We start from the raw sequence: 14,943 nt of genomic DNA, 5'->3' as shown, positions 1-14,943 counted from the left end.
TCTGCGCATTTTGACATGATAACAGGCTACAGCATGCAAGCAGAAGCCATGTCAGTCTATTAATCCTAACCTTTTTGCTTTATGGCATGCTTCGGTGGTATTATTCACTCGAAGTTTGGCTATGATATTCTGTCTGTGACGATCAACGGTATGCTTGCTTATCTCCAATCTGTCTGCAATCCTTTGGAATGGGATGATGATATCATGCGGAAAAAGGTAAGTTCTTGCAGGCAACGCTTCTTCCAGTCATCAGGATGAATCCTACTGAAAATTTCTTCTTCCCATACGGAATCAAGCGTCTGTATTGAATTTGATTGACCTAGTCCCAATACTTCGCACGACTTTCCGAAGAAAATATAACTTTTATCAGTACGCAGATTGCTGAATACGGCAATGGAGTTTTCACAGATAGAATATCCCTGTGCAGCAAGACAAAGGCGCTGCTCTTCGTCTCGTGCATATACTCCATCTTTTTGTTGATGGAACTTCTTGATCAATTTATCATCTAATTCTATCATAATCATTCTGTTTGTTTGGCTGCAAAATTAATCAATATTCTTTTGTGCAGCAAATAAATGCTTATGTTTTTTATCATGTATGGTTATAAATCAGTATGGATAAGGTCGTTGTCCGATGTAGAAGTAAGGAAGTCGTGCATCAAAGAAGTGTTTGCCTTTTTCGGGAATTTGAATCTTGAAAAATGGCATAAATACGCTGATTTTGGGGTGAAATATATCTTTTTGCTATGCAAAACGGCAATTATTGTGATTTTTGTTTGGCAGTTAATGGATTTTATATTACCTTTGCATCTGAATACATATTTTATATAAAACTTGTAAAGGATAACTGGCTATATATAAAGAGGTGTATTCAAGATAAAGAGAGATAATAATTATAAGAAGAGACAGATATTATGAGAATGAAGGTTTTATTTGCTTCCCTGTTGCTGGCTGCTTCGGGGCAAGTGCTGGCACAGTCTTCCGCACAGGTGGGGGGGCAGGTCTTCGATGAGAACGGAGACCCTGTAGTAGGTGCCCAGATCATGGTGAAAGGTTCCAAGACCGGAACCGTGACCGACATTGACGGTAAGTTCAGCTTGCCAAGTGCTAAAAAAGGAGAGGCGATAGTCATCACCTATCTCGGTATGGATTCCCAGACATTGAAGGCGGCTCCAGGTATGAAGGTAAGCATGCACTCTCAAGACCGCCAGCTCGACGAAGTGATTGTTGTGGCTTATGGTGAGCAGAAGAAATCCTCTTTCACGGGTTCAGCAGGCGTAGTGGATGCAGATAAAATTGCCGTGCGTCAGGTAACCAATGTGGTAGATGCCCTCAATGGTCAGGTAGCGGGTGTGCAGATGATAAATACATCTGGCGATCCGTCTTCTACCCCTACCATCCGTGTACGCGGTATCAGCTCAATCAATGCAGGTCAGGATCCGTTGATCGTGGTAGATGGTGCACCTTATTATGGTTCCTGGAGTGACATCAACCCAGCGGATGTGGCATCTGTTACCGTGTTGAAAGATGCGGCAAGTAATGCACTCTACGGAGCCCGTGGTGCCAATGGTGTCATTATGATTACCACCAAGAATCCGCAGGTGGGCAAGACCGTCATCACTGTTGATGCCAAATGGGGCAGCAATAGCCGTGGCTCTCAGACTTATGATATGATTTCAGATCCCGGTCAATATTATGAGACACACTATAAGTCATTATATAATTACTATACCAATGGCAAGGGTATGTCAGCTTATGCAGCTCATGTGGCTGCCAATAACGCAATTGGTGGTTCTTCAGAAAAGGGCGGATTGGGCTATATCTGCTACAATGTGCCTGAGGGACAGTATCTCATTGGCGATAATGGAAAGCTGAATCCTAATGCCACATTGGGCAACAAAATCTCTTATAACGGAAAGGACTATACGATTAGCCCGGACGACTGGCTCAAGGCGGCTTACCGAAACACCCTCCGACAGGAGTATAATATGAATGTGAATGGTGGAAACGACAGCTCCCAGTTCTATGCTTCATTGGGCTATCTGGATAACCCAGGTATCGCATACGGATCTCAGTTTAAGCGATATACTGCACGCCTGAAGGCTACCTATAAGGCAAATGAATGGCTGAAGGTGGGTGGTAACGTAAACTATGCCCATACCGTTACAGACAATGCCACAGAGGTAGATTCTGATGGAAACAACAGTACTACCAATACCTTCTACATGGTCAATACCATCGCTCCTATCTATCCGCTGTATCTCAGAGATGGCAATGGCAATATCATGACCGATGATAATGGTAAGATATATGATTATGGTAACGGAATGAATGCAGGCTTGAATCGCCCTGTACTCTCTCAGCTCAACCTGTTGAAGGATGACCAGCTTCAGGCATCCCATTCTGTAGGCAATACTTTCGGTATCAATGGTTTCGCAGACATAACCCCGACATTTGTCAAGGGGCTGAAAATTACCTTGAACGGTACGGTAGATGACTATGAATATCGCTATCAGAGTACCAAGCAGCCTTATTATGGATTTGGTGCAACGACTTATCCTAATGGTGAGGTAACCGTAGGACATTACCGTTATTATACAGTCAACTTCCAGCAGTTGGTAAACTATGCCCGTTCTTTTGGTCTGCACAACATGACATTGTTGTTGGGTCATGAGAACTATAAGCAGACTTATGAATACGTATATGGCGGCCGTTCCAACATGTTCTCTTTCAAGGAAAACCATGAGTTGGCAGGTGCTATCACCAATGAGCCTACATATTCCAACCAGACCAATTACAACACCGAAGGTTTCTTCTTCCGTGGCATGTATGATTATGATGGCAAGTATTTCGGTCAGGTATCTTATCGCCGTGACGGTTCATCCCGCTTCTCTCCAGCCCATCGCTGGGGCGATTTCTATTCTTTCGGTGGTGCCTGGATACTGACCAAGGAAGATTGGATGGCAGGCACCAAGTCTTGGCTCGACATGCTGAAGGTGAAATTCTCTTTCGGTCAGCAGGGTAACGATGCCATCGGTAACAACCGTTATCTGGATACTTATGGCATCGGTAGCATGAATGGCGACATGGCGCTGACCTTTGCTTCAAAGGGTAATGATAAGATTACCTGGGAGACCAATACCAATATCAACGCAGGTCTTGAATTCGAACTCTTCAAGGGTCGTCTGACCGGTGATGTGGAGTATTTCTACCGCAAAACCACTGACATGCTCTGTTTCATCAGCGTGCCTATGTCAATGGGTTATGCAGGCTATTACTCTAATGTGGGTAACATGGTGAACCGTGGTGTAGAACTGAATCTTGCAGGAGATGTAATCCGCACCAAGGATTTTGCGTGGAACATTAATCTCAATGCCACACACTATACCAATGAGATAACGAAGCTTTATGAAGAGAACAAGAACGAGATGCTGAGCGGATATGCCGGTTATCATAACGGTTCTTATTATTATGGTGAAGGATTGCCTATCTACACCTGGAGATTGAAGAAATATGCGGGCGTAAATGAGAAAGGAGAATCCACATGGTATGTTGAGAACGAAGATGGTTCGTTGGGTAAGTCTGCAAAATGGTCGGAAGGCTCTTACTTTGCCTGTGGCGACCCGACTCCGGATCTTTATGGTGGCTTTGGCACATCGTTGTCGTTTAAAGGTATTGATGTCGGTGTGAACTTCACTTATTCCATCGGCGGCAAGTCTTACGATTCTGGTTATCAGAGTCTGATGAGTGTTCCTTATGATAGCTGGACAGGTTTTAATTTCCATAAGGATATGCTGGATGCCTGGTCTCCAAGTAACAGAGAATCCAACATCCCTCGCCTCCAGTATAATGATACGGATGCAAGCTCATCTTCTGATCGCTTCCTGATTAATGGAAGTTATCTCAACCTGCAGAGCATCAATATCGGTTATACCTTGCCAAAGAGCCTGACACGTCGTTTGGGCTTGACTAAGGTTCGTGTCTATGGTGCGGCAGACAATGTCTATTTGTGGAGCAAGCGAAAGGGATTCGATCCTCGCACAAGTTTCACCGGCTCACCTAGCAACGAGCAGTATGCGTTTGTTCGTACCATCTCTGGTGGTATTACACTTCAATTTTAAACTGTTAGATAAGGAGATTTTTATATAGATTAAGGAGAATTTTATATGATGAACAATATATTTCGCAAGGTTTCTCTGTTCACAGTAGTGCTCTCTTCATGCTTGATGATGCAGAGCTGTCTGGAGGAGGAACTGCCAAAGGATTATGCAACAGGCAGTCAGGTGCAGGGGTCTGAGACGGCTCAGCAGGGCTTGCTGACCGGCTTGAGTGCCTATATGGTAAAGAGTGGTGTGTATGGCGACGGTTCGGCTTACGACAACGGTTATCCCAGCCAGATGATTATCCGTGATGTGATGACAGAGGATTTTCCGGTTTACAATGCAGATTACGACTATTTCTCATATATAGAGAATGGTAAGGGACTCCGTAGCCCATTCAATTACACCTATTTCTACTATTATGGTTTAGTGAACAATGCCAACAGTATCATCTCGTCGCTCGATGTGGAAGGAGCATCTGAATCAGCAAAGGCGTCTGCCGGTGTAGCTTATGCTTACCGTGCTTTGGCATACCTGGATATGGCAAGAATGTTTGAATTCAAGAAGACCGGATACTCTGACTTTGATGCCAAAGCAGCCAAGATAATGGGACTTACCGTGCCTATCGTGACCGAGAAGACTACAGGCGAGGAGGGTAAGAACAATCCTCGTGTACCTTATTATACCATGTATCGCTTCATCCTGCACGACCTGAATAAGGCTGAGGCATACTTGAAGGGCTATAAGCGTACGGGCAAGGAGCAGCCGGATGAGAGCGTGGTAGATGGTTTGAAGGCACGCTTCTGGTTGGAACTGGGTTCTCGTTTTTATGATTCGGCAGATGATCTGACAGCCCAGTTGGCTCATGAGAATGATGCTGACGGCTATGATGCCTTGGGCATTACGGCGGTTAATGACTGTTTTGCCAAGGCTGCCTCATATGCACAGGCTGCCATCGACAATTCCGGTTGCCAGCCAATGTCTCAGAGCGAATGGTATAATAAGAAGACAGGTTTCAATACTGCTAATTCTTCCTGGATATGGAAGGCTTCGCTGGGAACAAAGGAGCAATTGGGCAGCTGGTTCTATTCCTGGATGGGTACGGTATCTTCTGAATCTACCGCATTCTCCATGGGTGGTTATGGCAAGGCTTACCGTATGATAGGTGCTTCGCTCTATAATCAGATACCTGATGCCGACTGGCGAAAGAAGACTTGGGTTGCCCCTGAGGATGCTGGCAAGGCTGAGGTTCCGGCAGGCTATTCTACCTTGCTGGATGGAGCAGGATGGGCTAAACTGCCTGCTTACACCAACCTGAAATATCATCCGGGTTCAGGTAACTTGTCTGATCTCTATGTGGGCTGTTTGTGTGATATTCCATTGATGCGTGTAGAAGAGATGTATCTCATCTATATTGAGGCCATTGCCCATACAGAAGGGGTGGATGCTGCCAAGACCGTCTTGAATGATTTCATGAATGCTTATCGCTATACAGATGGCTCTTATGAGTGTCAGGCTACAGACATCGAATCACTTGAAGATGCCGTGCTGCTTCAGAAACGTATCGAACTCTGGGGAGAGGGACTGCTGTATTTTGATTATAAGCGTCTTAAGGAAGCTGTTGTCCGTACCTATACGGGTACCAACTTCCTGGAGAGTCACCGCTTGAATTCCAAGTATGGTTTCGTGGCTCCATGGATGGATTGTTATATCCCTGAATATGAGAAGAGTTCTAATCCGGCTGTGGTACTGAATCCAGACCCTACAAGTGTGGTAGAGGCAAAGAGTGAGTAAATGAGGAGATTTTTCAATCTTTAAAATGGAATTGACAATGAAGAATATAAAGTTTTTTAGATATTTGGGACTTGCTGTCTCAGCTGGTCTCCTGTTGGGGTTCTCTTCCTGCAGCGATGACGATGATTATGCGCCAGGCAATCCTGCCCCAGACAATTGCATGGGAGTGTATTTTGATGCCGGCAATGCGGCAGAGTTTATTCTTACTCCAGACCAGGAAACCGTTGATGTGAAGGTTTGCCGTAAGGAAGCCGCTGAGGCTGCGAGTGTTCCTGTCAAGGTAGAGTATACTGATACAACTGCCATTCAGGTGCCTGCTACGGTGGAGTTTGCCCAGGGCGAGAAGGAGGCTACGCTGACCATTTCTGTAAAGGGCTTGACACCTAAAAAGAAATTTGGTTTCAAGATAGATGTCGATGAAGCCTATGCCGATCCTTATACCAAGCAGGATGGAAGCACGGTGCTGCAGTCAACGGTGCTGGTTTCTCAGTGGAAGAAAGTACTGGAGAATGTGCGGTTCTATTACGCAGGTTTCACAGATTTGCCTGTTACCTATTCTGATATCTACCAGCTGGAAGGTGTCAATCAGTTTTATATCACCAATATGTTGGGTTCGGGTGCTGATCTTTATTTCAAGATTAATGGCACTTTCAATGCCGATAATCTGGCTGATTGCTCCGGTGAACTGGTTCCTGTGGAAGGAAAGGGTGCTGCCATATATGACTATCAGACCTATAAGCAAAACTATATCGTAGCTGGTGTTGATTCTTCTACAGGCGACTATTTGTGGAACTGGACGGTAGGAGATGTAAATATCAACTCTTTCATGTGGTATGGTGGATATAGCTATAGTACCTATTCTTATATAGACTTCACACAGAAATACATCTATCTGAATGGATATATAGATTCCAGTGTTGAGCAGCAGTCTGTAAATGTGTATGGCGTTTGGTAGAAATACCGAATGATTTCCTAAAGATTTTGGACTTATGAAGAAGATTCTTATATTTTCTCTGATGTTGGCTTCTTTCCTTTGCTCTGAGGCAAAGGAAAGGAGCCTTCAGCAGAAATTGGAGATAGCCAGTGAGGTGCTGGGGGAGCGTTTGCCTTCTGTTGGCGGGAAAACTTCTCGTGGAGGAGTAGGTGAGAGCCTTCGGGTTATGCGACAGACGGATGCTTATACGGTTGTAGGACGCAACCGGAACGGATTTGTAGTTCTCGCCAATGATGATGCGTTCAAGGCTGTGATAGGTTATTCTGACGAGGGTACTTTTGGTGATAATCCTGCCTTGGGCTGGTTCTTGGCTAGAATTAATGACGCTTCACTTCGTGCTGCTTCTACGGGTTATCAGGTTATCCCTGCAGGTTGTAAGTCGAGTGTTGAGCATCTTATTGCCGTAAAATGGGGCCAGGATGCTCCTTTCAATAGCCAGTGCCCACAAGTAAATGGCAAAAACTGCTGGGTGGGTTGTGTGGCTACGGCTATGGCACAGATTATTTCTGTATACCAGTATCCATCCCGTGGCAAGGGTGTCGCTTCTTATAGCGTTGGCGATGAGAAACGTACTGCTATGCTGAGTATGGGAGAGTATAAGTGGACGGAGATGTTGCCTGCTTATTCGGGTAATAACTACAGTTCGGAACAGGCTGCCGCCGTAGCCAAGTTGATGTTTCATTGCGGTTGTGTGGCTGGTATGAATTATTCTCTTGATGGCAGTGGCGCATCTTTGCAAGATGCTGCGGCTGGCATGAAGAAGCATTTCGGCTATCTTACCCAGTATTATGGCTATAAGGATTATCCCCAGACCAATAACTATGATGATGCAGCCTGGAAAAAGGTTATTTACCGGGAATTGAGCGCCGGGCATCCTATTCTGTATGCCGGTACATCCAATAAGCAGGGAAACGACAAGACTTCTTCCCATGCCTTTGTGCTGGATGGTTATGATGCTGATGGAAACGTAGGAGTAAATTGGGGCTATGGTGGTTTTGGTGATGGCTATTTCGACTTGAGCCTCCTTCCTCTGGAGTATACGGATAATGGTGTCTCCGTTGATGAGGAGTATCAGTGGTATCAGGAAATGGTGGTTATTCATTGCCCTGATGATGGTGAAATCAATTATGATTTGACTTCCGGCTTAACTCCTGTTACCGGTTTTACTAAGCCTTGCCGTTCCGATGTTTATGATATCAATGGCCGAAAGGTATTGCTCCCGGTGAAACATGATGGTATCTATATCCGTGGTGGCAAGAAATATATAGTAAAGTAGATTTCTCATCAATTGCAGATAATTAAAAAATCCCGACAGGTATGTTGTTGCCTGTCGGGATTTGTTATAAATATAGGTATCTTTTTCTTTCTCCGATCAGTCTGCGATAACCATACAGAGTCTGAGTACATTCTTCTCGAAGTGCTCCTTGTCGATGGCATTGTTCTTGAGCAGGGAACGGTAGTTGTATACGGTTTGTGGCGAATAAGACAGGATGCCGGCTATCTTTGAACTTTCGGTGATGCCTAATCTTAACAGGGCGCACACACGGAGGATAGGGGGCATTTCTCCATTCTCTTTCAGCTGGATGTGTGCCGATTCTGTAAGCTGCTTGTTCAGCTCGGTTATAAAAGTTGGGTACAGAGACAGGAATGCCTTGTCAAATTCCGTCAGAAACTCCTTGCTCTCTTTCTCTGTATTGGTTGAGGAAGAAAGGAGGCTCAGCAGCTCCTTACTCTGGTTGGCCTTGATCTTTCTTACTGCCAAGGTGCGCAGTTTGCAGTTTCTCTCTATGTTCTTATAGCACAGGTCAATATATACCTTTATCAGTCTATCGCGCTTCTGGTTGGTGTCCTTCAGTTCGTCGTTGATGAGGTGTGACTGGCTGTTGAGAACTTCCATTTTTGCCGATGTAGCCGTGATTTCGTCTTTCTTCTGTTTCAGAAGTTTGTTCTTCTTACGGATGAACAGACTGCTAAGTCCCACTCCGAGCAAGAGCAGGAAAATGACCGACAGCGCAATGTAGAGCATGCTGTTGGTGGCTCTGATGTCATCTGTATAGGCATTGGTAATCATCTGCAATTTAGATGAAATCTCAATGCGGCGCAACCGGTTGTTGTATGCATAAGCATCTTCCAGGGATAGGTTGATGTATTCCTGGGCTTTGTTCAGACTTCTGGTCTTATGTTTGTAGATGAAGAGTGCGATGTTTTGCAGGGCTACGTTTTCTTTTGTGGCAGAAGTGATGTCTGAGATGGCTGCAACCAGCAGGTAATGTTCCGTCAGTTTCTGGTTGTTGGCTTTCTTGTATACTTCGGATAGGGCAAAGGCGGTCATGGCATGGAGACGGCTGTCCGGCTTTTCCATACTCAGTGCTTTTTTGTAGTATTGGATGGTCTTGTTATTGTTGGAATGATTGCTGTAATAGTAAAACTCTCCCAGCAGGTAGTAATAGAATGCATCTTTCTTTGACGACAGTTCTAATGTTTTCTTCAGGTATTCCACTTTCTGCTGGTCGTAAATCTTGCTGAATTCATTGTTTTCACAATAGGTTGACCAGTTGTTGTATAGTCCGTAAAGTGTATAATAGTATTGAAACTGATAGTCAAGCGGATCTTCTTCCTTGGGTTCTATCTTCTGCATGATGTTTTTTGCTTCAGCATAGAATCCACGTGTGATAAGCAGGCTGGTTTGGCTAAGTTGGAATCTTTTATGATATAAGATGTTGTTGCTCTTTTGGGCAAGAACAAGGCCTTTTTTTACGTAAGTCATCGCCGAATCATACTCGTAGGCTTTGTATCCATTGGCGAGTTGCTCGTAAAGCTTGAGCTTGTCCTCGTTGCTGGTTACATACTTGGCACCCTGTTTGATGTCGTTCAGACTTTTCTCTTTTACTTCTACATAATGCGCACGTTTTTCTATGGCAGCATCCAGCTGTTTGTAGAGCTGGCTGTTGTCTGCTTTTGCGCATAGTGGTAGTAGTATCAGTAGTACGATAGTTATAAAATGTCTCATGTTTCTTATGTTTTAAAGATTCTGCTGCAAAAGTAATAAAAAACTTTCAGAATCTCGCATCTACTAACGTGTTTTTTTTGAAAATATTTAATTTACTGATATTCAGCCTGATAAATCGGATAGTAGATAATGGTAATCTACCAAAAACCTACTAATCGCAACAACCTATTGAATTTTGACGTACTTTTGCGGCATCAAACAATTTTAATCGTTATAAACCTATAGATTATGGATAAAAACAACCTTTCAAAGAAAGTAGGTCTGCTGTTAGCAGGATGCTTTATTACTTTTAATGCTCTTGGTCAGACAACCATTAAGGGTCAGGTGGTAGATGCCACAGGTGAACCTGTCATTGGTGCCAGCATTCTGGTGAAAGATACCAAGAATGGTGCAGTGTCCGACTTGGATGGTAACTACAAGCTTGACAATGTTAAGGATGGTGCCGTCCTGGTATTCTCTTATCTGGGCTACCGTACCCAGGAAATTCCTGTAAAGGGAAATCATGTTATCAATGTTTCGCTGAAAGAAAACGACGAGGTGCTCGATGAGGTGGTTGTCGTTGGTTATGCTGTGGGCAGCAAGCGCACGGTGTCGGGTGCTGTTGATCGCATCAAGAAGGAAGATATGAACAAGGGTGTGGTAACCAGTCCTGCCGAGGCCTTGAAGGGTAAGGTTGCGGGTGTTATCATTTCTCAGGCTGGCGGCGACCCTACCAGTTCGCCAAGCATCCGTGTTCGTGGAACCTCTTCACTTTCAGGTGGTAACGACCCGTTGGTTATCATCGATGGCGTCTTTGCTGATATGACGATGTTCAATTCTCTGGCTCCTGGCGATATTGAGAGTCTCACCATCCTGAAGGATGCTTCTGAGACAGCCCAGTATGGTTCACGTGGTGCTTCCGGTGTCATCGTTGTTACCACAGCCAAGGGCAAGTTGGGCTATTCCAGCCTGAGCTACAATGGCCAGTTTGGTGTCAATACAGTCTATAAGAATCTGGATCTGATGTCGGCTTCAGAATATCGTGAGACAGCCAAGTCTTTGGGTCTGACCTATACCGATATGGGTGGCGATACCAATTTCCTTGAGGAGATTGAGTGCAATGTGGGTCTCACTCAGAATCATAATATTTCTTTCTCTTCTGGTACAGACACTTCCAGTCTTCGTGCTTCTCTGGGATTCGTTCTCCGTCAGGGTGCCTTGAAGAATTCTGATATGAAGAATTTTACAGCAAAGCTGGATGGAACCCAGTATCTCTTCGACAAACATCTGAAGTTGGAACTGGGCATATTCGGTTCTCAGCGCAATAGCAATATCCAGTATGATATGCACAGGATGTTCTATTCTGCTACAGCCTATAACCCTACTTATCCTAATGTAAGAAACGACAAGGGTGAATGGGATGAGGACTTGCTTGCCAGTGAAGTCTGGAATCCGCTGGGATTGCTCGATATTGATGACTTCTACAAGGATGCCTCTGTAAATGTTCATGGCAAGGCAACGGTCAACATCATCGACGGACTCACTGTAAGTGCCTTTGGTTCATATAATTATTGGAACCGTGACAATAAGTTCTATATTCCTAACAATATCCAGATGGGTAAGCTGAACGGTAACGGATGGGCTTATATCGCCAATACCAACCGCAAGGACTATATGGGCAACGTCATGGTGAATTTCTCCAAGGATTTCGGCAAGCATCACATTGATGCCTTGGCTCTGATGGAGGGACAGAAGTATACCTACGACTGGAACTCACAGGAGGCACATGGATTTGATACCAATTACTTCAAGTTTAATAACATGAAGGCTGCTGCCAATGTGAGCTGGGGTAATCTGCAGTCTAACTACACCGAATATACCCTGAGCTCTTATATGGCTCGTGTCAACTATATGCTGGCTGACAAATACATCGCTACCGTCAATGTTCGTACCGATGGTTCTTCTAAGTTGGGTAATGGTCAGAAGTGGGGCTGGTTCCCTTCTGCTTCCTTGGCATGGGTAATCAGCAATGAGCCTTGGATGAAGAAAATCAAGCAGATAGACAATTTCAAGATTCGTGCAGGATATGGTGTGACCGGTAATCAGGATGCTATCGATCCTTATACTTCTCTCGCCCTGATGGAGCCAAATGGTGTAACTACCGTCAACGGCGCAACAAGTACTACTTTTGCGGTTACCTCCAACAGCAACCCTGATCTGAAGTGGGAGGTAAAGAAGACATTTGATGCCGGTTTCGACCTGTCGATGTTCAAGCAGCGTCTCAACGTAACCTTCGACTGGTATACTTCTGAGACTTCAGATATGCTTTATACCTATACGGTGCCGGTACCTCCTTTCACTTACGACCGTCTGCTGGCCAATATGGGTACCATGACTAATATGGGATTTGAACTGGCTGTTCGTGGTGATATTATCAAGACAAAGGACTTTACCTTCAATTCCGGTGTGAATTTCTCTTATCAGAAGAATAAGCTGAAGAAGTTGAGCGGTACCTACAAGGGACAGCCTATGACAACGAGCGAGCATATCTCTGTTGCCACCGTAGGTGCGGCTGGTCTGGTGCATAACAATGGCGTAACCTATCTCATTGAGGGACAGCCTGTAGGTGTATTCTATCTGCCTCACTGCACAGGTATCGATGAGAAGGGACAGTATATCATCGAAGACCTTGATGATAATGGTACCATTGATACGGGTGACAGTGGCGACCGCAAGGTTTGCGGACAGGCAATCCCTAAGTACTTCCTCGGTTGGGATATGGGCTTCAAGTACAAGAACTGGGATCTGACTATGCAGTTTAACGGTGCTTTCGGTCATAAGATTTACAATGCTACCTCCATGACCTTGAACAATATGAGTAATTTCCCAACCTATAATATCCTGAGCGGTGCACAGCATCTCAACAATGGTAAGGGAATCCATGATGTTCAGATTTCTGACTACTGGTTGGAAAAGGGTGACTATATGAACTTCGAATACGCTTCTCTGGGCTACACCTTCACCAAGGATATGCTCAAGTGGAAATTCATCAACAACATTCACCTGTCGTTGTCGGTCAACAATATCTGTACTCTCACGGGTTACAAGGGCTTGACTCCCATGATCAACTCTGCAACCATCAGTGGCGACAATCTGGGTGTTGACGACAAGAACATCTATCCTCTGAGCCGTACTTATACTTTGTCGCTCTCAGTGAATTTCTAAATGTTTTCACATAGAATAGATAACAAGTTCTAATTAAGAATTACATTATTAATATATAAAGGATTACAGTTATGAAACAATATATTATAGGCTCAATGCTTCTTTCATCGATATTACTGGCTAGTTGCTCACTGGATGAGACTCCACGAAGCAAGTTTTCTGAGAAGGAGGCTTTCAGTACCTCTAAGCTGGTATATGTAAACTCAGTGGCTAACGTATATTCTTCCATCGGCAATGGATTGTATGGAAGTGATGGTGGCTCTGTGCATACCTTCCAGGAGTTCTCTTCTGATGCCAGTATGATTCCTGGTCGCCAGGGTGACTGGGTAGATGGTGGAGCCTGGCAGAACATTTTCCTTCACAACTTTGAGTCGTCTGTAAGCAAGTATAACGATGTGTGGAACAACCTGTATCGTGTCATCGGTCTTGCCAATTCTTCTATCGACCGACTCAACAAGTACCTGGGTGAGCATCCGGAGTATGCTGAATATGTATATGAATTGAGAGCCCTTCGTGCTGTCTATTATTACTATGTGATGGATCTCTTCGGACAGGTGCCATTGGTTGTTTCTTCTGAGGTGAGTGCTAACGAGGTGAATCAGTCCAACCGCTCTGATGTCTTCAAGTTTGTTACTTCTGAATTGGCTGAATGCATTCCTCATCTTTCAGACAGTAAGAGTCAGAACGAGGGTGAATATTATGGCCGTATCACCAAGGCTGTGGCATATATGTGTATGGCTAAGTGTGCCATCAATGCACCGGTCTATAACATCGATGATACCAATCCAACCAGCTACAGTGCCTTTGTAGGAACAGACAAGAGCGGCAAGGCTACTGCCAGCGAGGAGCAGGGAAAGACGGTTTCTGAAATGGGCAAAAAGATTAACATCACTTTGGATGGTGAAACTCGCAATGCGTGGGAAACAGCAGTCTATTGTGCCGACCAGATTGCCAGTTTGGGTTACCACCTGCAGCCTAGCTATGCAGACAACTTCATCGTAGCCAACCAGAATTCCGTGGAGAATATCTGGACCCGCCCAAATGATTGCGTCAACTATAAGATAGATGATTACAACATCGTGCGCACCCTGCATTACAACCATGGTGGTGCCATCGGTTACCAGGGCTGGAATGGAGCCTGCTCTTCCAGGCAGCAGATGCTGGTATATGGCTATGGAACGGCTAATCCGGACCCTCGTCTGAAACTCAACTTCTATACCGACAAGGATTATATGGAAGAAACGGGCAAGGCTGTAGAGGATGGTGCCACAGGCAAGGATCTTGAGTATATGCCATTGGCTGTAAAGGTAGATTTCACTGCTACCGATGATCCTCATGCCATGAAGTGTGCCGGTGCCAGAATGAAGAAGTATGAGTTTGACAAGTCCACTACCCAGCAGTATAGCTTCAACAACGACCTGGTAATCTGGCGTTATGCCGATGCCTTGCTCCTGAAGGCTGAGGCTGAGTATCGTATGGGTAACAAGGCTGAGGCTCTCACAATTGTCAATGAGGTTCGTGGCCGTGTTGCTGCTACACCTCGTACAGAACTTACGCTCAATGACATTCTGGATGAACGTATGCTGGAACTGGCTTGGGAGGGAGTACGCCGCCAAGACCAGATCAGATTCTGTACCTTTACAGAGCCTACTGCAGACCGCTTCACGGGTGTGACCCACAATGCTTCTGCAGGTGATTACAATGATGATACGCAGGGCTATACCATGGTTTATCCTATCCCTTATGCCGTGCTCAACTTGAACAAGAAACTCCACCAGAATCCTGGTTATACCAAGTAATGGTTAGCTCCAATGAGGAAACATTTCTCATTGGAGCGTACCA

Annotated in this window: 9 protein-coding genes; 6 read left to right on the top strand and 3 right to left on the bottom strand. The window is 45.0% G+C overall.

Features of this window, described 5'->3' with window-relative positions; translation table 11 throughout:
• Positions 1-51 precede the first annotated feature (51 nt).
• Together NNC77_RS16720 and NNC77_RS10525 are read right to left on the bottom strand one after the other, a co-directional pair.
• Positions 52-168, bottom strand: coding sequence for a LuxR C-terminal-related transcriptional regulator (locus NNC77_RS16720; RefSeq protein WP_194252989.1), 117 nt, complete (start codon positions 166-168; stop codon positions 52-54).
• Positions 159-518: a hypothetical protein gene (locus NNC77_RS10525; protein ID WP_153093275.1), complete on the bottom strand. Its 360-nt coding sequence runs from the start codon at positions 516-518 to the stop codon at positions 159-161. The genes NNC77_RS16720 and NNC77_RS10525 overlap by 10 nt, the downstream gene beginning before the upstream one ends.
• Before the next feature lie 395 nt (positions 519-913).
• On the opposite strand from NNC77_RS10525, the gene NNC77_RS10520 reads away from it, so the two are divergent.
• The 4 genes from NNC77_RS10520 to NNC77_RS10505 are packed head-to-tail and all read left to right on the top strand — an operon-like array spanning position 914 to position 8,163.
• The gene (locus NNC77_RS10520; RefSeq protein ID WP_254986887.1) at positions 914-4,120 is read left to right on the top strand and encodes a SusC/RagA family TonB-linked outer membrane protein; all 3,207 of its coding nucleotides are present in this window, start codon (positions 914-916) and stop codon (positions 4,118-4,120) included.
• Positions 4,121-4,165: 45 nt separating this feature from the next.
• On the top strand, positions 4,166-5,893 hold the full coding sequence (locus NNC77_RS10515; protein WP_234563885.1) for a RagB/SusD family nutrient uptake outer membrane protein: 1,728 nt from the start codon (positions 4,166-4,168) through the stop codon (positions 5,891-5,893).
• A gap of 37 nt (positions 5,894-5,930) precedes the next feature.
• Positions 5,931-6,848: a hypothetical protein gene (locus NNC77_RS10510; protein WP_218488200.1), complete on the top strand. Its 918-nt coding sequence runs from the start codon at positions 5,931-5,933 to the stop codon at positions 6,846-6,848.
• Between the two features lie 34 nt (positions 6,849-6,882).
• Positions 6,883-8,163: a C10 family peptidase gene (locus NNC77_RS10505; protein WP_234563884.1), complete on the top strand. Its 1,281-nt coding sequence runs from the start codon at positions 6,883-6,885 to the stop codon at positions 8,161-8,163.
• A 96-nt stretch (positions 8,164-8,259) separates the two neighbouring features.
• Here the strand turns inward: NNC77_RS10505 and NNC77_RS10500 are convergent, their stop codons facing one another.
• Entirely contained in the window at positions 8,260-9,897 is a 1,638-nt protein-coding gene (locus NNC77_RS10500; protein ID WP_254986886.1) for a DUF6377 domain-containing protein, read from the bottom strand.
• Between the two features lie 228 nt (positions 9,898-10,125).
• On the opposite strand from NNC77_RS10500, the gene NNC77_RS10495 reads away from it, so the two are divergent.
• The gene (locus tag NNC77_RS10495; protein WP_254970838.1) at positions 10,126-13,101 is read left to right on the top strand and encodes a SusC/RagA family TonB-linked outer membrane protein; all 2,976 of its coding nucleotides are present in this window, start codon (positions 10,126-10,128) and stop codon (positions 13,099-13,101) included.
• A 71-nt stretch (positions 13,102-13,172) separates the two neighbouring features.
• Positions 13,173-14,900 (top strand): RagB/SusD family nutrient uptake outer membrane protein, encoded by a 1,728-nt coding sequence (locus tag NNC77_RS10490; protein WP_254970839.1) that lies wholly within the window; start codon positions 13,173-13,175, stop codon positions 14,898-14,900.
• The last annotated feature ends 43 nt before the right edge of the window (positions 14,901-14,943 follow it).

This window comes from Segatella copri (genome assembly GCF_024330485.1).
Taxonomy (GTDB): Bacteria; Bacteroidota; Bacteroidia; order Bacteroidales; family Bacteroidaceae; genus Prevotella; species Prevotella copri_L.
The sequence above is the reverse complement of the archived record's forward strand: the minus strand, read 5'-3'. Positions and strand labels throughout refer to the sequence as shown.